The organism is Paenibacillus sp. LjRoot56 (genome assembly GCF_964253335.1).
GTDB lineage: Bacteria > Bacillota > Bacilli > Paenibacillales > NBRC-103111 > Paenibacillus_E > Paenibacillus_E allorhizoplanae.
On record NZ_CAXURV020000003.1, the window covers coordinates 1,165,985 to 1,185,809 of the forward strand.

Sequence of the window (19,825 nt, forward strand, 5' to 3'; positions counted from 1 at the left end):
AGCCCCCTCCTCTTATCACAGATCATCTCCTACTTGTCCTTCCTATAATACAACGGGGCATGTCCTGTCACCAATTTGAACACTCTGCCAAAATGCGTTACACTGCCGAATCCAACCTTTCTGGCAATCAGACTTACTTTCAGCGAAGTTTGCTCCAGGAGCTTTTTCGCTTCCTTAATCCTGACACTATTCAAATATTCCACGAATGTAAACCCCGTCGCTTCTTTGAAAAATCGGCTTAAATAGTAGGGACTTACATAAAATTTCTCCGCCAACAGATGCAGCGGCAGATCCTGCATGTAATGGGTGTTCATATAACGAACAACCTCTAAGATTCTTTCATACATAGGGCTTGGTGTATCCAATGGCTCTATCGCGTTCTGCTTAACATGCCGACAGCAAATAATGAGCAGCTGCAGCACCAACGTCTGCGCAAACATCTCGAAGCCAGGCTTCCTTTCCTGCATCTCCTGCATGATGCTTTGAGCAAGTACCTCAATGGCAAGCCTGTCGTGCAGCGGACATTTGATAATCATATATGCGTGCTCAAACAAGGGTTGGAAGATGTCCCGGTAGGCATCATTCACCGAGGCCATCTGGCTCTCATGAATATTCACAATGAGCCGCTCATGCTTCGGCATTTCCGTATTGGTGGTCCGATGAAGGATATTCGGGGAGATGATGACGACATCCCCTTCTTCGATGATCATCGTCCTGTCCTTTATAAAAAACGTCCGTTTGCCGGACATCAAATAGAAGATTTCATAGGTGCTATGAAAATGGTTGACTGGCATATTGTGACTTAACGCTTTGCGATAAGATACGGAGAAGGAACCCTTTCCGTTATCGAATTGAAAATCTCCCATGTTCTACTCGCCTTTCACTCCGTTTGCCATTTATTATACGCCTCTCCTCATATCCTGCAAGATATAAGAAGAAATTACGTATTTCCGCAAAAAATGTACATTTTCCTCTGCTAAGATAAGCTTAGTAGATTGAAGGAGGAATAAACGAAGATGCAGACTTCCGAAAACAACATCCAAATCAATAACACCACACAAGAAGCACAGACTCCCATCCAATGGGCCGAGAAAGCGTGTGAAGCGTTAATGGCCAAATTTGAACCCGAACAGCTTCCCCCGGACCGTTTCCACTATCATCAAGGCGTCTTTCTTTCCGGTATGGAGAAATGCTGGCGGGAAACGAACGACGATAAATACTACACGTATATTAAACGATGGGTGGACAGCCAGATTCTCCCTGATGGCAGCATCAAGAAGTACAATCCGGAAGAGCTGGATGACATTCAGCCTGGCGTGCTGCTCTTTAATCTTTATGAGAAAACTGGCGATGAACGGTATAAGAAAGCCTTGCACACATTGGTTCCCCTATTAAAAGCATGGAAAACCAATCCATCCGGCGGATTCTGGCATAAGGAGCGTTATCCGAATCAAATGTGGCTGGACGGCTTATATATGGCGGGGCCCATTGCTACGCAGTTCGGTAAAACCTTCGATGAGGCCGAGTATTTTGACATGATGACCTATCAAGCTCTTCTCATGGAAAAGCATACCAAGGACCCTAACACCGGCCTGCTGTACCACGGGTGGGATGAAACTAAAGCTGCTGCTTGGGCTGATCCTGTAACAGGCTTGGCTCCGGAATTCTGGGGACGGGCGATTGGCTGGTATCCCGTTGCTTTGCTAGAAATGTTCGAGTACCTTCCTGCGGACCACAAAGATAAAGCTGAGTTAACGGGCATCCTTCAAGACCTGCTCATCGCTTTGATCCCCTATCAAGATGCTGCCACAGGTTTATGGTATCAAGTTGTGGATAAAGGTGACATGGCGGATAATTGGCTGGAAAACTCCTGCACCGCTTTATATGTGCATGCTATTGCCAAAGCCGTGCGATTCGGTTATTTGGATCCTACATATTTGACCTATGCGTGGAAGGGCTATCAAGGGGTTATTGATACGCTGAAGTTTGATGAGAACGGTCATGTGATCATTGGCCAGATCTGTATCGGTACAGGAATCGGAGACTACGCCCACTACATCGCGCGTCCTACAAGCGAGAACGATTTGCATGGCGCTGGCGCATTTATCCTTATGTGCGTGGAAATGAGCTTAGCGGCGCAGGAAGAAATCTCGTAGTAAATAGAGGAGCTAAGCGGCTTAATTGGCGCTCAGCTCCTTTGCTTTTGGTCGTATGGGTGGATAATTCTGCGCGGCAGTTCGTGTGTATCTATTTGGGTAACCGGGACTCGATGAGCTGTTTCAGCTGTTCAATATCCTGCTTCGTCGCAGGAACTTTATGTGGTTTTAACCGAATGCTCAGCTGACCGCTGGACTCCATCGTTGCGCATTCCACATCATCGCGATCGTTGATCCCGGCAGTGCGCAGCTGCGCATTAAGCCCTTCATCGGTAAGATTCAGCGATTTCATTGCACTAAGCTCCACTTTTCCATTCACAATAATCGGTATTGGTTTGCCGATCCATAAAACACGAAGAGACGCGTAACGTACCAGCAAAGTTCTAATCAACCATACGGTCAATATAAGAACGGTGGCAGTGCCGAAGGTCTTCCACATGTTTGCATCCTCAACAGAATGAATAACGGACCCAGAATCAGCATGAGCAGCACGTCAATCATTGCTAATTTGCCAATTGATGTACGACCGGTAAGTCGGAGGAGCAATGAACCAACAGTGATAATAACGATAGCTTTCCAAATCCAGTCCACATGCATAAAATCCTCCCCTTTAAGAACCAGTATTCCACGATTTTAGCATCGCTTATACCGAAGGAATTCAGAGACTAAATAGTTAATAATTTCTTTACTTCTCAAAATCTAGCATTTCCTTTATACTAAAAGACGAACTTATTAACCATCGTTCTATTAATATATAGGAGGAATTTTTAACACATGAAAAAAACATTCACTACTCGCCTTACTGCGCTTGCGCTTGTAACCGTTCTCACTGGTTCTTTCGCTAGCAGCCTAGCATTTGCCGAAACAACCACACCAACTTCACCTGTTTCAATGAAAACAGATATGCGTCTTGCCATTGATAACGGCATTGTAGAGGGCTACGGAGATACAGACTACCGTGGTGCAAATGCCGCTACTCGCGCTGAAGTGGTAACGATGATTAACCGTGCAGCTAAGCTGCAAAGTGCTGATCCTAGTACTGTTACGTTCACGGACCTTGCGACTTGGCAAAAACAAGCGGTTGCGAATGCCGTTGCAGCTAAACTAATTAGCGGTTTCGCTGATGGTACGTTTCATCCGAATGCTGCCGTGACGCGTCAAGAGCTTGCCGAGTTAATCGTGAAAGTCGTTACTGGCGGCCAACTGCCACAAGTAAACGAGAATGTGTTGAATTACTTCAAAGACTCCACTTCTATCGCCAAAGATTCCCGCCCTTATGTCGCTTATGCCGTCATTAGCGGAATTTTCACTCCTACTCTCGATGGTAATTTCAACCCTACTGCTGAAGTAACGCGTGATGAAGTAGCTAAGGCGCTTAAGCCTATTCTATTTAAAGTGGTTGATATTTTAACAACGAACGATATTCACGGTAAAATCGAAGTCGGCTTCGATAAAAAGCGTAATCAAGGTCAAGGCGGTATCGAAACATTCGGCGGTATCGTGTCCGATTTCCGTGCTGTCAATCCCAAAGGAACGGTCGTTGTTGACGGCGGTGACGCTTGGCAAGGTACACTAATTTCCAATACAACGAATGGTCAATCCGTGATGGATACAATGGCGCAAGTGCAATATGATGCTGCGGCTATCGGAAATCATGAGTTCGACTTCGGCCGTGACGTTCTGATCGACAATATTAAGAAGGCTAAATTCCCTATTCTCGGGGCTAATATTATTGATGATCAAACCGGCAAACGTGTCGACTGGACACAGCCTTATGTCATTATTGAAAAAGATGGCCTGAAAATCGGCATCATCGGCTTCGCAACGCCTCAAACGAAAACAACAACGAAATCAACGAACATCGAAGGCCTTTCCTTTGTAAATCCAGTTCCTTTGGCGAAAGAATTGTCAGATGAGCTTCGCGCGAAAGGCGTCGATATCATCATGGTTACCTCCCACCTGCCAGGTGAGCAAAACCAAAAGTCTGCTGAAATTATCAGTGAGCTTGCTGATCTTGCAAAAGGTACTGGCAATGGTACCCTAGATGCCATTGTTGGTGGTCACTCCCACATGCGCGTTGCCGGTATCGTGAATGGCATCCCTGTTGTTGAAGCTCAAAGTTGGCTATATGCGGTTGGACACATACAACTGTTCGTAGACAAAACTACAAAGCAAGTCGTTTCCTCCAATGCAAGCTTGCTCGAGACCTATACGAACTTAACGACGGCCGACCCGAAAATTCACCAAACGGTTGAAGACTATAAAGCCAAAATCTCAGGCAAATCCGGCGAAGTAGAAGTCGTAGTTGCAGAGCAGCTTAATCGTAAATCTTTCCGTTTTGCTGCTAATGGTGGGGCTGACCGCGACGGCGCAACACAGTTAGGCAACAGTATCACAGATGCGATGCGCGCTTCTGAGAAATCCGATATTGCTTTCACGAATATTGGCGGTATTCGCACGGATATTGATAAAGGTGAGCTAACCTATAGCGAAATGTTTGAAGTACTACCTTTTGGCAATTACAACGTAACGGGTACGATGACTGCTGCACAAATTAAAAAAGCGCTCGAAGTTACAGACAAGTATACAAGTCTTCCAGCCATTCAATTCTCAGGTTTGAAGGTAGAATGGGATAACACAAAGCCACTTGGTGAGAAATATTCCAAAATTACCTTAGTAGATGGCACTCCGATCTATGTGGATGGCAAGTTTAATACAGACCGTACGTTCAAAGTGACAACCAATGATTTCATGGCTACAGGCAGTGGCGATGGCTTTACGGTATTCGGTGAAGTGAAGGATTGGAAAGATGGCGCCATCATGCTAGACGCTTGGGTAAATCACGTCAATTCCCTGAAGGCTGCTGGTAAAGAGTTATCTGTACAAGACGATGGTCGCGATGTGCGTTTGGATTTGAAGAAATAAGCTATTATTTTATTATTAATCCCATTAAATGAGAAAAGACCTTTGCCCTCATCCAGCTATGGATAGGGTGAAGGTCTTTCTAGTCTCTAGACGTGCAAATCTCGTTTTTGAAAGGAAACATACGTAACAACCGTCAGTAAGGCAATGACAACTACCGAAATGATGACAAACACGGCATCGAATCCACCGCCATACATAATATTCTTCGCCTCATAAAATTTAAACGGGGTTACATATTTCAAGAATGTCAGCTTATCGTTGAAATCAATGGCAATGGATAAGATAAACGTAATGAGCATGATGCCCGTTGACAGCGAGGCTGCTTTTTTGGAATTTCGATAAACGGCTGCAATGGATGTCCCGATGACTAGAAAGAGCAGCTGCAATATAAACATACCCAGCATGACGATGGAGATATCACCGTTGACCGCCTCGCCTTTGCTATATGCTCCAACAATCAACATGCTTGAAATCCATGACACAAGGTTAAAAATAACAATGTTCACGAAAGCGCTTAGCAGCTTCCAAGTGATGATTTGGTTTCTGGATAAAGGCTTCACGAATAAAAACTCTGCCGTCTTATCCCGCTCTTCCTTCGCGATGATATTGGCGCCTAGCATCGCCGCATGGATCGTTGCCATTAACAAGAAATATAGGACCAAGATGCCAAAATAACCGCTTGCCTTCGATAAATCTAATGCGCCGCCACCCATAATCACTTGGAGTGACTTCGGCATTTCCGCCATAAGATCATTTATCTGTCCGTTCGCTGCTGTTGCTTGATACTTGTTCATGCCGCTTCCGATTAGAAAGATGAGCCCTAGACTCCAAAAAATCATTGATTTCCGAAACGTCTTCATTTCTCGCCAAAAAATATTCATTGGCTATTCCCCCTCTCACCCGCATTTATACGGCATGAACATCCTTTTTCGTGTAGATGAAGTAGCTGGCTGCAATCGAAACAACGATAATCGCGATGGCTGCAATGACATAAGAGGCTTCATAGCTAGCATGCTCAAGCATGTATGTCCCATTAAAGTACTTGAATGGCGAGAAATACCGTTTGGCCCCCTCCCCATCTACGGCAACGATCATTCCGATAACGAAAAAGGCAAACACCGTACCCAGACTGACGGATAACACGGCTTTCATTTTAGAAAACACGACCGAAATGATGAATCCTATAGCAAGAAACATCAGCTGGATAAACAGCAAAGTGAAAGAAATTAATAGAAATGTGCTCACATCAAAGTTGACCGTTTTTACTTGAAGCGCCATTAGATAAGCTGCAGCGATATAGATCACGCAGGTAATAACTAAGGAAGTAACAGCCGCTAATAGCTTGGAAGTTACTATTTTCGTACGTGTTACGGGCTTTGTAAGTAGAAAGTCTGCTGTTTTCTCGCGCATTTCTTTCGAGAGTATTGACGTTCCCAGAACCATGGCTTGAATGGCTCCGCAAAGCGTAATGTACATAAAGATGTACATATAGAACCCGAGTAGGGTACCAAACGTTTCGATTTGAATACCAAGCGCTTTCCTGACCCCTTCTGGATACCCTTCTAATATGGAAGAAAACTCAGCAAAATCCTTAGAAACCGAAGGAAAAAGGGATAGGAATAAGACGATGACTGCAATTAAGGAGCACGTCCACGTAATTGTGGATTTCCGATAAGCTCTCAATTCATGAAGGTAGATATTCATTCCGCTTTAAGCCTCCTTTTCATAGTAATGCATAAAGATCTCCTCTAAATCTGGCTCTTCAATCCACAGATTATCAATTTCAATTTCAGCAATCTTTCTCATGACTTGATTAATGTTGCCTTTAAATAAGAAGCTCGTCGTCTGGCCTTGGACATCAATGTTATTGACCCCGGTCATTTTGAAAAAGTTAGGATCAAGCGCTTGGGCCGTATCCACTTTAAATCGCTTGAAGTTGTTTTCTTTTAATGTGCTGATTTTCTCAACCGTTACAATCCTGCCTTCCTTAATAATCGCGACTCGATCACATAATCTTTGAACTTCACTCAATATATGAGAGGAAAAAAGAATCGTAGCTCCTCTTTGATTCTGTTGTTCGAGCAATTCGAAAAACCTCTGCTGCATGAGCGGGTCCAGTCCACTTGTCGGTTCATCCAGAATAATGAGCTTAGGATCATGCAGCAGCCCTTGAACGATGCCCACTTTCTTTTTGTTCCCCAGAGATAGATCATCAATTTTCTTCGTAACGTCTAGATCCATGATTTCAGCAAGCTCTTTGATTCTCTTGGTGCAATCCTTCTTGTAAAAGCTGGCCGAATACTTGAGTAGGTCGATTACCTTCATGTTGTCATAATAAAAAACTTCGGACGGTAAATAGCCGATCTCTTTCTTAATTTCTGGCGCAAACTGGATGCAGTCTTTCCCGAAAATTTTGGCACTGCCGCTTGTTGGAAAAATCAGAGACAGCAGCGTTCGAATCGTCGTTGATTTCCCTGCCCCATTGGGTCCAATGAACCCAAAGATTTCCCCTTCTTCGATCGTAAAACTAACATCGGTAATCCCTCTTGCGTTCCCATAGGTTTTGGTCAGATTGTTGATTTCAATGGCATGCATCGTACATCCTCCTTATGGCATATATGTAATTTTTTAGATGAAAGACAAGCAAAAAGAAGCCCTAAGCATAGAGAATCTCTACGCTCGGACTTCTTCACATAAGAAGGCGAGTGTGCGGTTCTCTCTCAATACACCTACGAGGTTAGCTGTCGGATTCGGACTTGAGAGCGTCCTACCTAATGCTTGTGAGCATCAGGATTCACCCCATGAAGCCAAGTATTGCTTGGACGGCTTCGATTGGTTCCCCCGTTTCCCTACTGGGAATTAAGTGGTTTCTTTTTAAAAAAATCAACTTGTCGTAATGAATCTTACGCCGTTCTTTATCGAATGTAAAACGTAGATTCGCCTTTAATTTTTGCTTATTTGACTTTGGTAGTTGATGAAAGCGCATACATGTAGTGGTGACGTTGATTATCCCATACTTTGCTACTTATTAATGCTCTTTAGGAGATAAAGCTCTGTGGCGTCGGCTGCCCAAGATGATTACATTCATTCGATCCATTGGAAACGATGAAATCAATCTGATATACTAACTCCAATATATGGCATCTATGACTGCCTTTTCCGAATTTCAAAAGAGTCACGCTGTAGTCGCAATGGCTCGCAAAGAACATGTAAAAAAACCTTCAATTGCTTGAAGGTTTTTTTACGTGCTGTACAGCCGCCGATACTCCTGTGGCGTCATTCCGGTATGCTCTCTGAAGCGCGCAATAAAGTAACTGCTCTGGGAAAATCCGACATGCTCTGCCACTTGCTTAATCGTCCATTCGGTAGACATGAGCAGTTGTTTAGCTACAACAAGACGACTTTCGAACAACCACACGACTGGTGTGCGTCCCATCACTTCGTGAAACATTCGACTAAAATAGTAGGTACTGAAGCCTGCCTGCTCGGCCATCTGCAGGAGAGTTAGCGGTTTCGTGCAGTGCGTACGAATATATTCGGCTACCTCTCTCATCCGTGCACGCTTATCCAGTATGGTTACTGTTCCATGCGTCTCTGCGCGTAAGGCAAGCTCAGCAAGCAGTTCATAGAGCTTTACGGCCAATTGTACCTCGTTCCGATCATATGGGGATGCTAGCTCCAATAAGTCCCCGGTCAATTGTTCGAGCTTAGGTACATCCCTATACGTAAACAGCCAAACAGCCGAAGTTCCTTGATCATTCAACAACCTGTCGAGCCCCTCACCTGCAAGGTGTACCCAAAATACTTGCCATGGATCGTTCACATCTGTTCGATACTCCTGCTCAAGGCCCGCCCCGTAATAGAAGCCTTGCCCTGCTTCCAGGGCAAATTCCTTCCCATTCGCTTTGACATAACCTTTACCACCTAACACAATATGCAAATTGGCTTGTTGCAGCTGACCCTTAAACCGCCACTCCTGATGCTCGGGGAATTCTGCATATTGACCTATCATATCCGGATACGCCGTGTAGTGTTTATACATTGGCTCCGGTAATACATAATGAATTCGCATGTGCCCTCCAAAACGCAAAAATCTGATATATGTCGCAAAATGATGTTATATACATAATATTATAAAGAAATATAATGAATACATAAAGAGATTAAAATAACAAAAAAATACTATATCCATAGAAATGGGGATGTTATTACTCATGCAAAAGACCATTCCAGGAGAGAAATTTGATCTAGGCGTATGCTATTACCCTGAGCAGTGGCCAGAGGCTATGTGGGATGACGATTATAGGAGAATGCGAGAAATCGGCTTTACCATCGTACGGATGGGTGAGTTTGCATGGAATTTCTTCGAACCAGAGGAAGGGGTATTCGCCTTTGATCTGTTCGACCGCGCAATTGATCTTGCTCACGAGCATGGACTGAAGGTCATTCTTGGCACTCCCACAGCCACACCGCCTGCTTGGATGACCTATAAATACCCGGAAATCCTGAATGCCACATTTGAGGGTGTACAGTATCAGCACGGACTGAGACGTCACTACAATTACAGCAGCCCAATTTACCGCGACTATTGTGCGAAGATTACCGAGGCTATGGCAATTCATTATGCTAACCACCCAGGCGTAGTAGGCTGGCAGATCGACAACGAGCTTAACTGCGAAGTCAACGTCTTCTATGCCGAAGCAGATCATGCAGCGTTTCGGAAGTGGGTACAGGAGAAATATGGTACCTTAGACGTATTAAATGAGGCTTGGGGAACCGTCTTCTGGAATCAGAGCTACTCGGACTGGGAGCAAGTTCATTTGCCTCGCCCGGCGCCTTCCAAATCCGTTAACCCTCATCAAGCGCTGGATGAAAAGCGATTTATCTCGGATAACACCATATCCTTCGCCCGTTTACAGGCAGACATCTTACGACAGGTTGCCCCAACACAGTGGGTCACCACCAACGGCATGTTTGGCCATTTGGATAGCCATGCCATGACGGATGAACTGTTGGACTTCTTTTCTTTCGACTCGTATCCGAACTTCTCAACCATTTGGAACGATGCCGATCGCGAGAATCCGCTCATGGATCGCAGCAATTCCAACCAACTCACCAAGGTACGTTCGATCTCACCCACTTTCTGCATTATGGAGCAGCAGTCAGGCCCTGGCGGTTGGGTGAACACAATGGGACAATCAGCACCCAAACCAGGCCAAATGCGATTATGGACCTATCAATCAGTTGCTCACGGGGCGGATATGGTCCTGTTTTTCAGATGGCGAACGGCAACATTTGGCACCGAAATTTATTGGCATGGGATCAACGATTACCATAACCGTCCCAACCGAAGGGTCGCTGAAGCAGCAACAATTAGCCGAGAATTGGGGAAAATCGGAGAGGTAATTGCGGGATCTCGTTTCACAGCGGAAGTGGCTATTCTGCACGATTATGACAATGAGTGGGATGGGGAACTTGACCAATATCATGGTCCGCTAACAAAAGAGAGTGAATACAGTTGGGGGAAAGCCCTGCAGTTCAGCCATATCCCTTACGACTATTTGTATGTGCAGAATAAGACTAACCTAGATGACCTAGCTCGTTACAAGGTGCTCATCTATCCGCATCCAGCCATTATGTCGGAGGAAACGGCGGAACTTCTTAAGCAATATGTAGCCGCAGGCGGCAAGCTGGTTTTTGGAGCCCGCTCCGGTTATAAAGATCAACGCGGACATTGTCGAATGACGCCATTCCCAGGTCTCGTCGCGGAACTGTGCGGTGTCACGGTCGAAGACTTTACGCTCATCGTGAACGAAGCAGCGACACCTAACATGCGCTGGATCGATGGTGGAGGCGAAACCAGCACGCCTGCCCGTCTGTACAACGATATTCTCCTGCCAGAGAACGAGAACGTACAGACACTAGCCTTGTTTGACGGCGACTACTATACAGGCAAACCGGCGCTTACCCGCAACCCATATGGCAGCGGTGAAGCCTATTATTTCGGGGCCGCGTTCAGCCGCGAGGTAGCGGATGGGTTGATCCGCCGCCTGGGGCTGCAGCCTGCTACCGCAGGTTGGGCGGAGCTGCCGTCTGAGGTGGAGGTTGCCATCCGCGTGAAACGGGATCGCCGGTTCGCCTTTATCCTGAACTACACCGACAAACCAGTCAAAGCTAATCTACTGAAGGAGCTGGAAGACTTGTTGGAAGGTGAACGGGTTGGTATGGGGGAGCTGGAGATAGCTCCTTATGGTGTGAAGGTTTTGGAACTATAATGAGAAAGGAACCGATGCGCTAAGCACTGGTTCCTTTTCTATATCTGTGAGGTTCGTTTATATTCTTGAATCGAAACGCCCGTTACTTTTTTGAAGCGGTGGCTGAAATAATAAGGATCCTTGATCCCCACCTTTTCCGCGATCTGATACGCTTTCAAGTCCGCTTCGTTCATGAGCTTTACGGCTTCATCAATCCGCAGCTTAAGCAAATAATCCGTGAAACCCTGACCTACTTCCTGCTTGAAAATACGACTTAAATAACTGGAATTGAGGTGAAACTTCTGGGATACAGAGCCCAACGAAACTTCGGAGTTTCGAAATTCATCAGTCAAATAGGACAAAACATCGTGAACAATCTGGTTTGTTTTCTTCATTCGCGTACCCTGCACATAATCCGCCGCGTCTTCTGCCAATTTGGACAACAATTGACTCAAGTCACCCGTCGTGCGGCAACCGAACATGCGATTATAGACGGCGCCATTCAACAAGCTTGACCGCAATTGCGTAAAACCTAACTCCGACATGGCCAGATTCAGCATCGAAATAAAATGGACACCGAGCGAGTACATGTGTTCATTCGGCGCTCCCTCCGTAGAGGCTAAGGAACGAAAAAGCTTATCAATGGATTTAACAGCCTTCTCTTTTAGTCCCGTTTTAATAAAAAAAATGATTTCTTCCGTATCCGATAGCTTCAGATCTGTGGAATAATTAACCAGGCGAATATCTTCTCCAAATGAGATGACCTGGTCTCCGCCAAATAGTTTGCCATAGCGCAGCGCTTCAAGAGCCTCCTTGTAGCTATGTTTCACACGAAGCAGGTTGTCGCAAACGCCCCCAACCCCTACAGTTGCTTGGCAATTCAGCTTATCCTTAATGATGCGAATGGACTGTTCGCCGAGGGCCTCCAACTCAACTGCTTGCTCCCAGCTAATCATCACGATGCGTCCGCCATTGTCTTGCAGAACATGAATCCCCTCGCGCTCTTGCACGAGAAATTGGACAGCCCTTTTGCAGCCTATGCTGAGGTTCAGTCTTCGCTCTTCTTCAACGTTCGGCTCGCTCTGAAAATCGAGTACAGCAACGGAGCAGCAAGCTCGAAACGATTCACCAAAAAAGTAGTCAAACCTCCGATGGAGTTGCTCTCCATTTGAGGTAGTGCCTACGAGTAGATCCATTAGAAATTTTTCTCTAAGCTCTTGGGTATTCTCTAGAAGCTCGGACTGTATTTTGCGATATTCCTGCCAATGGGCTGCTTCTTTCTCGATCACATCTTTTAAATCAATAGCCAGCTTTCTCAATACATCAGGTTGTAGAGGCTTTAACAAGAAATCATGGACACCGATCTTCACACTTTGCTTCGCATATTCAAATTCCGGATACGCTGTGAGAATCACAACCTTAATGAACGGATCTCTTTCTCTGATCAGCTTCGCAAGCTCCAATCCATCCATGTACGGCATATTAATATCAGTAAAGACGATATTCGGCCTTACCGCTTCAATCAAATCCAGCGCTTCGTTGCCATTGGCCGCCTCCCCTACAAATTCAATGCCAAGGGAATGCCAGTCTAGGAGAACTTGCAGGATCTTTCTTGGATTGACTTCGTCATCAACAGCAATAGCCTTTATCCTTCCATGTTCCATTGCGTGTCCTCCAGATAGGGTATTTCAATTTCGATTTTCGTTCCATTTCCTGGTGAACTGCCAATTGTATAGGACATGCCGTCTCCGTAAAAAAGCTTAAGTCTCGTTATCGTTCCACGCAATCCGAAGCTGGCGGCATTATGACTAAGCTGTTCCTCATTCATCGAATCAAGCTTATCCTCCGAGATGCCTATGCCATCATCTTGAATGGACAAGATGACTGATCTGCCTGAGATCACGGCCGAGACAGTAATCACTCCCTGCTGCCCCATCGGCCGGATGCCATGGTACAGGGCATTTTCCACAAGCGGTTGCAGGGTAAGCTTGGGAACGGGATAAGCGTGCAGCTCATCGCTCAAATCATAAACAGCAGTAAACATATCAGGGTAGCGGATATGCTGAATCGTTAAGTAGTTCTTTGCAATATCAAACTCTTCTTTGAGCGAAATGATTTCATTCCCTTTGCTCAGACTCAAGCGGTAATATTGCGCTAACGCTGAGATCAGACGGTAGGTTTCTTCCCTCTCTCCAGCCAATGACAAATATCCCGCTGATTCCAAGGCATTGTATAGAAAATGCGGTTTAATTTGCTGATGAAGAATATGAAGCTCAAGCTTTCGCCGCTGCGACTGCTCCTCTTTCTCGCGCTCCATGGATTGTTGGATCGTTATGAGCAGACGGTTATACCGATCTTGAAGCTGCCGAATTTCATTGGAATTCGGATTAAGCAGAACTTCCTGATAATCACCCGTCTCCGCTTTTCTCATCGACTTTAATAAACTTAAAATCGGGTGGATGATAGATCGCGTGATCCAAATAAACCCGAGAAAAATAAAAACAACATTAAAAGCGACAATCGGGAAAAGAACCCGATTTACTGCCCTGTACGGATTCGGCCAGTCGCTCATCGAGAATGCGGTTGCATAACGCCAGCCGCTAACCTCCATTTTATCGAAGATGTAACGATGATTGGCTATTGTTTTAATGAAGCTTCCTGAAGCATGTGACCGGAACTCCTCCGATTCTGCGAACTGCTGCAGCTCAGGATTCTCAAAATCGATCACAAGCGCGCCTTCCCGATCCACCATGAGATCGTATTTCTTGCCATCAATCGTATGTTCGTAAGGCTTTTTAATCTGGGTTAATGGAATGTTAATCATCACCATGCCAATCGGTTGGGCCGTATTCAGATCATTCACGACACGGATTAAAGAGAGATATTGCTCCCCTTTTACCTGCGTATTTAAGATTCCGCCTGCATTGATTCGCCATATCGAGCCACCGTTCCTGTGAATGGCTTCCTGATACCAAGGCGCTGATTTAATGCTTGCTATATGCAGGCCAAGCTTCTGAAATTCCAGTGAATAATACAAATCATCATTGCGAAACAAATAAACAGAGGCTACATTAGACTCTGCGAGAAAAATCTCATTTAACACCTTCTGGATACTCGAGTTCGAAGCAACGAATCCATCGTAAGTGAAGTCCGTCTTAAGGAGCTCCTGGACGGTGCTGCTAGCGATAACCCTTTGGGAATATTTCGAAGCGTTATCGAACAACGAATTCATATTGGATTGAATCGCATTTAAGCTTTGTTCGGACACTTCCGCAATCTTGCCGTCGATTAGACTTCGATTAAAGCGTTGATACAAGACGCCGCTGATCAGCAGAGAAACCGATAGTAACAGGATATAATAGGCTATCATTTGTGTTCTTATTTTGGCGAATTTCACCACATAAACCACCTTCTGTCTGATTCTAGGCCTATCTCCACACTTTCTATCGTTCCTCCACTTAGTATACCATGCGTGCAGCGTTCACTAGCCTTTAATTGCGCCCGCGACAATACTCTTCTGAACTTGATCGCTTAAGAAAGCATACAAAATAATCGTAGGAATCGTCGCAATAACCATGCCCGCTGCGATCGGACCATACTCTGTCGTATGCAGCCCCCGAAGGGAATTAATCGCAACCGTAATCGTCATGAGTTTGTTACTATTGATAAATGTAGTGGCAAACATTAATTCGTTCCAGGCAGCCAAAAAGGTAAAGATGGATACCGAAACAAGAGCTGGTTTGATCAAAGGCAGCATAATTCTGAAAAACACTTGATAAATATTACACCCGTCAACGACGCTAGCTTCTTCCAACTCCCGAGGGAGACTCGTAAAAAATCCGACCATGATAAACATAGCGGGAGGTATCGCGTTCACCGTATAAGGGATAATCAACGCCCATGGCGTATTTAACAGATGAGTTTGTTTTAAAATAAGAAAGATAGGCAGCAAGGTAGCATGTACAGGAATCATCAGCCCCGACATAAATAAGGCCAGTACAAGTTTACTAAACTTCCATCTCATTCGAGTGACCGCATACGATACCATTGCTGCTAACAACCCTGAAACGATTACCGTTATGCCAGTGTATAAGAAACTGTTCAAGAAATTCCTGCCCAGCTTGGAGCCCACAAAGACGTATTGATAGTTGGCAAATATCCACTTGGAAGGAAGTCCCATGACATTGCTTCCGGTGATTTCAATATTGGTTTTGAATGAGGTTAACACGAGCCAAAGCAGCGGATAAAATTGAATGATGGCAAAAATAACAAGAAAAAGTTGAAGAATAAGGTTCGTGTTATGCCATTTTCGAGTCAGTATCACTTGTTAGTCCCCTCTCCTCGTACTCGAAATAACCACTGCAGCCCCATATAAATAACAAGACATTCCACCACCATAAACACCGCCATTGCACTTCCATACCCGTACATATTTCGCTTGAAGATTGTTGTGTACATTAACGTGCTGGGTACATCCGTCGCTGGTGCCGAGGTGCCGTTCGTCATGATAAAGGTCAAATCGAAAAATTTCAGAGAACCAATAATGGCAAATACGATACATACCTTCAAAATCGGCGTTATTAATGGGATTACGATCGAAATCGTCGAGCGCCATTTGGACGCCCCATCGATTTTGGCTGCGTCAAACATCTCTTCAGAAATACCTTTTATCGCTGCATACATCAGAAGCATGTAATAACCAACCCACTGCCACACAGCCGGCAGCATGATGCTCGATAGGGCTGTTTTCTCATTCGTTAGCCAATCGTTCTTCCATCCTTCTAGTCCTATTTGCGCCAATATGGCATTCAACACACCGTAGTTTGGATTCAAAATCGATACGAACATGAGTCCGATGACGGCGGACGAAATCGTGACAGGGATAAAGAATAGGGTCCGGTAAAACTTCTCCCCTTTAATTCCCCTCGCAAGAATTAAGGCAAGAATGAAAGCAAACGGAATCTGCAAGCCTACCGACAAAATGGCCAAATACAACGTATTCCAAACAGAATGAAGAAATTGCATATCATACGTATCGGTAATGAACAAATCTTTGTACAACGCCAATCCCACAAACTTCCCTTGCCCGATGCCGTTCCAATCCAACATGCTGTAATACACGGATTGAACGATAGGGACGAAACCTACGAGTAGGAACAAGATTAGCGCAGGAAGTACGAAGACGGCTATGGCTTTCTTATCGCCAAACACTTGTTGCATGGTTCTCCCTCCCCCTAATCAAACTGGCGGAAGCTGCCTTCCACCAGTTTCTTCGATTAGACTTCTTTCGTCTCTATTTGCCAGGATTGATTTTGCTTTGCAGTTCTTTGGTGAATTCTTCTGGCGTTACCTTGCCAGCTGTGAATTTCATCAGTGAACCGAACATGGACTCGGTATCATTACCAGACAACATTTGATCCCACCAGTAAGAGAATCCTGTTGCTTTCGCAGAAAGTTGGCCGATTTTCACAGCAAGCGGATCTACTTTCGAGGTGTCGCCAAGATCGCCTTTCCATGCGGAAGAACCTGAACCAGCAAGGTACACTTCCTTCGCCATCGTCTCCATGAAGTATTTATACACTTCCCACACACGCTCTTTATTTTTCACATCTTTATTGATGAAAAAGCTTTCGCCAGAGCCGCCATGCCATTCATCGGCATTGCCTTTCCCGCCTGAAATTGTCGGGAATTTTACCACATCAACCTTACCTTTGACCGCAGAATCCGGTGCATTGATCTGTCCGTTCACCCAAGCGCCCATATAAAGAATAGCGGCTTTGCCCGTTAAGAACATATTGATCGACTCATCATAGGAAGTCCCTAGTGGATTTTCCCCGAATGCCTTGGCATCAATCAGCTCTTTGTATTTGCGGCCTGCGGCCTGAAAGTCCGGTGTATCGAAGGATGCTGTCTTATTCAAAGCTGCGTTAACGGCAGCGGTTCCGCCCATGCGGATGTCCAAAATGGAGTTCCAGAACATCGCCGGCCATCTGTCTTTTGCCCCTAGTGCGATTGGCGTAATATTCTTAGCTTTCAAAAGGTTAATATCTGCTAGTAAATCCTCCCAAGTCGCAGGAACTTTGGCGCCTGCTGCTTGGAACAGCTCAGTGTTGATGTAAAGGTTCGCCGTTGCAATGTTTGTCGGAAGTCCGTACAGCTTATTGTCGAATGTGAAGTTGTCCGTCGTTCCCTGGACGAGCTTGTCTATTGTTCCATCCTTGGCAAGGTCCTGTAAGGGTAAAATTCGGTTGCCTGCGACAAACGGTTGTGCGAAACCTCCGCCCCATGAGAAGAAAATATCTGGCAATTCATTGGCGGCTGAAGCTGTTTTGATCTTGGTTTTGTAGGCTTCTCCACCAATCCCCGTATGTTCAATTTCTACATTAGGAAACTTAGCTTTTGTCGCATCCAACGCTTTGTAGAAGCCGATAAAGCCACCGTCTTTGGAGTTAGGGTCGGAGAACTGCGACCACATGGAGATCTTGATTTTCTCAACCGCGGCAGCCGCAGTTGATTTCGGCGAGTTGGAACCTGCTGGTTGCCCGCTATCACTTTTCGTACTTCCGCACGCAGCAAGCGTTACCGTCAAAATGGCAGCTACACCCAAGCTCGTTATTTTTCTAAACATCTTCATTTTCTTTTGCCTCCCCGCTATTTATAAACCGCTTACATGTCATATCATACGATTTTAGCCGCTGTCGAAGAATGTAATCGCTTTACTAAAAGATAGAATCTTTTTACTACTCTTGTTCTACATACAAACACAAATCTGTCCTCGCGTAAATCTTTTGCTAGAAGTAAAAATATTCCATGATTCAGTAAAGCTACTACATGTTTCATGTACTGGGCGTAGCGTATCATATTTGTTTGTAAGCGCTTAACAAAAATCTTGAAGGGAAGGAATGAAATTGTAGACTAGGCAGCAAAGTTGAGAAAAACTTCTTTTAACTTAAAATCGGGAGGACTCACATTCATGAAAAAAAATGCAAAACGTACCGTCGTTTCATTACTTCTCTTTCTCGTTATGCTCGTAACGATGGCAACATCTGTTAGTGCTTATGGTCCCTTGACCATGTACACATCGCCAGCGAGTGCGCCCGCTTATGGCGCTTTATCACCTCGAACCGTTCAACTCACACACAGTGGTACCAACAATGGGAAAATGTACACGACTTGGGAGAACAGAACGACCGGAATACCTACATTCCCCATTTATGAAAGCACTAATAACGGACTGTCCTGGGCAAAAGTTGGCGATGTCAGCAATACGGTAGATGGTCCTGGTTGGGGCATGCAGAACTGCCCTCAGCTGTTCGAGCTGCCTCAAGCCATAGGCAGCTTAGCTGCAGGTACTTTACTTGCTGTTGGAGATGCCACGCCGAGTGATATGTCGGCCACCAAATTGGAAATGTACAAGAGTACGGATCTTGGACGGACATGGACATTTGTCAGCACCATAACGACAGCCGGCGCCAATGCCGTTGGGGCCGATCCCGTTTGGGAACCGTGGTTGCTTGTCGAAAATAATAAGCTGATCGTCTACTACTCCGATGAACGTGATCCCGCGCATGCCCAAACACTCGTGCATCAAACAACGACAGACGGCGTGAATTGGAGTTCTGTCGTTAATGATGTGGTGTGGCCAGATGCTGTTACACGTCCTGGGATGCCGATTGTTGCCAAAATGGCGAATGGCAATTTTATCATGACATTTGAAGTTGGATTAAGTAATGGTTCTTATCCATGTGCTTACAAGATCAATACAAATGCCGAAACGGGTTGGAATAGCGTCACCACGAATTATTTCCTTGGCAACTCGGGAAGTCCATTTGTTACTGTACTAAGTGATGGAAGAATTGTAGCCAATTCCTATGCGAGCCCAGATATCTACATCAATTCCAAAGCGGATGGAACCGGTACCTGGGATGCGATGGGCACGCCCATCGGCGGCTCGTATAATCGCCAATTACTACAATTGAGTAATGGCCGCTTATTCATTCCCAATGGCGGAGACTTCAGTCATAAGAATGCGATAACGTATGCAGACATGTACGTACCGTCTGCAACTGGTTCCTATCGACTAGTCAACGTGAAAAGCGGCAAGGTATTGGCTATAGGCGCAGGCAACACCGTAAACGGTGCTAATGCCATCCAGTGGACGTACGATGGTACCAATCCTGAGAAGTGGCAGCTTGTGGATGCCGGCGGCGGATACAAGAAAATATTTAATGTCAAAACGGGCAAAGCACTTTCCGTATCACAATCTTCAACGGCTGATGGTGCAGCTGTTCTGCAATGGAATGAAACCGGCACGAATGAATTCCAATGGTCGCTGGTTCCATCCGGCAGCTATTATAAAATCGTGAACCGCAACAGCGGCAAGCTATTGGACGTCTACCAAGGTTCGCTTAATGACGGCGGTACAATTGTGCAGTGGAGTGACAACGGAGGAACGAATCAGCTGTGGCAGCTAGTAGCTAATTAGGTATA

The 19,825-nt window shown here is 45.4% G+C and carries 16 protein-coding genes and 1 riboswitch; of the genes, 4 read left to right on the forward strand and 12 right to left on the reverse strand.

The features are described 5' to 3' along the window. Positions 1-29 precede the first annotated feature (29 nt). Positions 30-866 carry a helix-turn-helix domain-containing protein gene (locus tag ACSQ8O_RS24190; protein WP_436243703.1) on the reverse strand — a complete coding sequence of 279 codons (837 nt, stop codon included), beginning with the start codon at positions 864-866 and terminating at the stop codon, positions 30-32. Positions 867-1,016: 150 nt separating this feature from the next. On the opposite strand from ACSQ8O_RS24190, the gene ACSQ8O_RS24195 reads away from it, so the two are divergent. Further along, positions 1,017-2,156, forward strand: coding sequence for a glycoside hydrolase family 88/105 protein (locus tag ACSQ8O_RS24195; protein WP_436243704.1), 1,140 nt, complete (start codon positions 1,017-1,019; stop codon positions 2,154-2,156). A gap of 91 nt (positions 2,157-2,247) precedes the next feature. On the opposite strand, the gene ACSQ8O_RS24200 is transcribed toward ACSQ8O_RS24195, so the two are convergent. Next, the gene (locus ACSQ8O_RS24200; protein WP_436243705.1) at positions 2,248-2,595 is read right to left on the reverse strand and encodes a YetF domain-containing protein; all 348 of its coding nucleotides are present in this window, start codon (positions 2,593-2,595) and stop codon (positions 2,248-2,250) included. After that, positions 2,556-2,747: a hypothetical protein gene (locus ACSQ8O_RS24205; protein WP_436243706.1), complete on the reverse strand. Its 192-nt coding sequence runs from the start codon at positions 2,745-2,747 to the stop codon at positions 2,556-2,558. The genes ACSQ8O_RS24200 and ACSQ8O_RS24205 overlap by 40 nt, the downstream gene beginning before the upstream one ends. 183 nt (positions 2,748-2,930) lie before the next feature. Here ACSQ8O_RS24205 and ACSQ8O_RS24210 point away from each other — a divergent pair, with 183 nt between their 5' ends. Then, on the forward strand, positions 2,931-5,081 hold the full coding sequence (locus ACSQ8O_RS24210) for a 5'-nucleotidase C-terminal domain-containing protein (protein WP_436243707.1): 2,151 nt from the start codon (positions 2,931-2,933) through the stop codon (positions 5,079-5,081). 86 nt (positions 5,082-5,167) lie between these two features. Here the strand turns inward: ACSQ8O_RS24210 and ACSQ8O_RS24215 are convergent, their stop codons facing one another. The 4 genes from ACSQ8O_RS24215 to ACSQ8O_RS24230 form a co-directional block, all read right to left on the reverse strand. Continuing rightward, entirely contained in the window at positions 5,168-5,962 is a 795-nt protein-coding gene (locus ACSQ8O_RS24215; RefSeq protein ID WP_436243708.1) for an ABC transporter permease subunit, read from the reverse strand. 25 nt (positions 5,963-5,987) lie between these two features. Beyond that, on the reverse strand, positions 5,988-6,785 hold the full coding sequence (locus ACSQ8O_RS24220) for an ABC transporter permease subunit (RefSeq protein WP_436243709.1): 798 nt from the start codon (positions 6,783-6,785) through the stop codon (positions 5,988-5,990). 6 nt (positions 6,786-6,791) lie between these two features. Continuing rightward, positions 6,792-7,676, reverse strand: coding sequence for an ABC transporter ATP-binding protein (locus ACSQ8O_RS24225; protein WP_436243710.1), 885 nt, complete (start codon positions 7,674-7,676; stop codon positions 6,792-6,794). Positions 7,677-7,791: 115 nt separating this feature from the next. After that, positions 7,792-7,957: riboswitch (cyclic di-AMP (ydaO/yuaA leader) on the reverse strand. Positions 7,958-8,322: 365 nt separating this feature from the next. Beyond that, positions 8,323-9,153 (reverse strand): AraC family transcriptional regulator, encoded by an 831-nt coding sequence (locus tag ACSQ8O_RS24230; protein ID WP_436243711.1) that lies wholly within the window; start codon positions 9,151-9,153, stop codon positions 8,323-8,325. 142 nt (positions 9,154-9,295) lie between these two features. Here ACSQ8O_RS24230 and ACSQ8O_RS24235 point away from each other — a divergent pair, with 142 nt between their 5' ends. After that, entirely contained in the window at positions 9,296-11,356 is a 2,061-nt protein-coding gene (locus tag ACSQ8O_RS24235; protein ID WP_436243712.1) for a beta-galactosidase, read from the forward strand. A gap of 38 nt (positions 11,357-11,394) precedes the next feature. Here the strand turns inward: ACSQ8O_RS24235 and ACSQ8O_RS24240 are convergent, their stop codons facing one another. From ACSQ8O_RS24240 to ACSQ8O_RS24260, 5 genes are all read right to left on the reverse strand, one after another. Further along, positions 11,395-12,999 carry a response regulator gene (locus ACSQ8O_RS24240; protein WP_436243713.1) on the reverse strand — a complete coding sequence of 535 codons (1,605 nt, stop codon included), beginning with the start codon at positions 12,997-12,999 and terminating at the stop codon, positions 11,395-11,397. Then, on the reverse strand, positions 12,981-14,732 hold the full coding sequence (locus tag ACSQ8O_RS24245; protein ID WP_436243714.1) for a sensor histidine kinase: 1,752 nt from the start codon (positions 14,730-14,732) through the stop codon (positions 12,981-12,983). Before ACSQ8O_RS24245 ends, ACSQ8O_RS24240 begins: the two co-directional genes overlap by 19 nt. Before the next feature lie 87 nt (positions 14,733-14,819). Further along, the gene (locus ACSQ8O_RS24250) at positions 14,820-15,659 is read right to left on the reverse strand and encodes a carbohydrate ABC transporter permease (RefSeq protein ID WP_436234385.1); all 840 of its coding nucleotides are present in this window, start codon (positions 15,657-15,659) and stop codon (positions 14,820-14,822) included. Further along, on the reverse strand, positions 15,656-16,555 hold the full coding sequence (locus ACSQ8O_RS24255) for a carbohydrate ABC transporter permease (RefSeq protein ID WP_436243715.1): 900 nt from the start codon (positions 16,553-16,555) through the stop codon (positions 15,656-15,658). Before ACSQ8O_RS24255 ends, ACSQ8O_RS24250 begins: the two co-directional genes overlap by 4 nt. A gap of 73 nt (positions 16,556-16,628) precedes the next feature. Next, complete coding sequence (locus tag ACSQ8O_RS24260; RefSeq protein ID WP_436243716.1) at positions 16,629-17,969, reverse strand: extracellular solute-binding protein; 1,341 nt, start codon at positions 17,967-17,969, stop codon at positions 16,629-16,631. Positions 17,970-18,308: 339 nt separating this feature from the next. Between ACSQ8O_RS24260 and ACSQ8O_RS24265 the strand changes: the two genes are divergently transcribed. Next, complete coding sequence (locus tag ACSQ8O_RS24265; RefSeq protein WP_436243717.1) at positions 18,309-19,820, forward strand: RICIN domain-containing protein; 1,512 nt, start codon at positions 18,309-18,311, stop codon at positions 19,818-19,820. Positions 19,821-19,825: the final 5 nt, after the last annotated feature.

Excerpts from the sequence above, each read along its gene's own strand:
- ACSQ8O_RS24225 (WP_436243710.1), bottom strand. The coding sequence starts at position 7,676 with ATGCATGCCATTGAAATCAACAATCTGACCAAAACCTATGGGAACGCA.
- ACSQ8O_RS24260 (WP_436243716.1), bottom strand. The coding sequence starts at position 17,969 with ATGAAGATGTTTAGAAAAATAACGAGCTTGGGTGTAGCTGCCATTTTG.
- ACSQ8O_RS24255 (WP_436243715.1), bottom strand. The coding sequence starts at position 16,555 with ATGCAACAAGTGTTTGGCGATAAGAAAGCCATAGCCGTCTTCGTACTT.
- ACSQ8O_RS24240 (WP_436243713.1), bottom strand. The coding sequence starts at position 12,999 with ATGGAACATGGAAGGATAAAGGCTATTGCTGTTGATGACGAAGTCAAT.
- ACSQ8O_RS24235 (WP_436243712.1), top strand. The coding sequence starts at position 9,296 with ATGCAAAAGACCATTCCAGGAGAGAAATTTGATCTAGGCGTATGCTAT.
- ACSQ8O_RS24230 (WP_436243711.1), bottom strand. The coding sequence starts at position 9,153 with ATGCGAATTCATTATGTATTACCGGAGCCAATGTATAAACACTACACG.
- ACSQ8O_RS24220 (WP_436243709.1), bottom strand. The coding sequence starts at position 6,785 with ATGAATATCTACCTTCATGAATTGAGAGCTTATCGGAAATCCACAATT.
- ACSQ8O_RS24190 (WP_436243703.1), bottom strand. The coding sequence starts at position 866 with ATGGGAGATTTTCAATTCGATAACGGAAAGGGTTCCTTCTCCGTATCT.
- ACSQ8O_RS24200 (WP_436243705.1), bottom strand. The coding sequence starts at position 2,595 with ATGTGGAAGACCTTCGGCACTGCCACCGTTCTTATATTGACCGTATGG.
- ACSQ8O_RS24195 (WP_436243704.1), top strand. The coding sequence starts at position 1,017 with ATGCAGACTTCCGAAAACAACATCCAAATCAATAACACCACACAAGAA.
- ACSQ8O_RS24265 (WP_436243717.1), top strand. The coding sequence starts at position 18,309 with ATGAAAAAAAATGCAAAACGTACCGTCGTTTCATTACTTCTCTTTCTC.
- ACSQ8O_RS24215 (WP_436243708.1), bottom strand. The coding sequence starts at position 5,962 with ATGAATATTTTTTGGCGAGAAATGAAGACGTTTCGGAAATCAATGATT.
- ACSQ8O_RS24210 (WP_436243707.1), top strand. The coding sequence starts at position 2,931 with ATGAAAAAAACATTCACTACTCGCCTTACTGCGCTTGCGCTTGTAACC.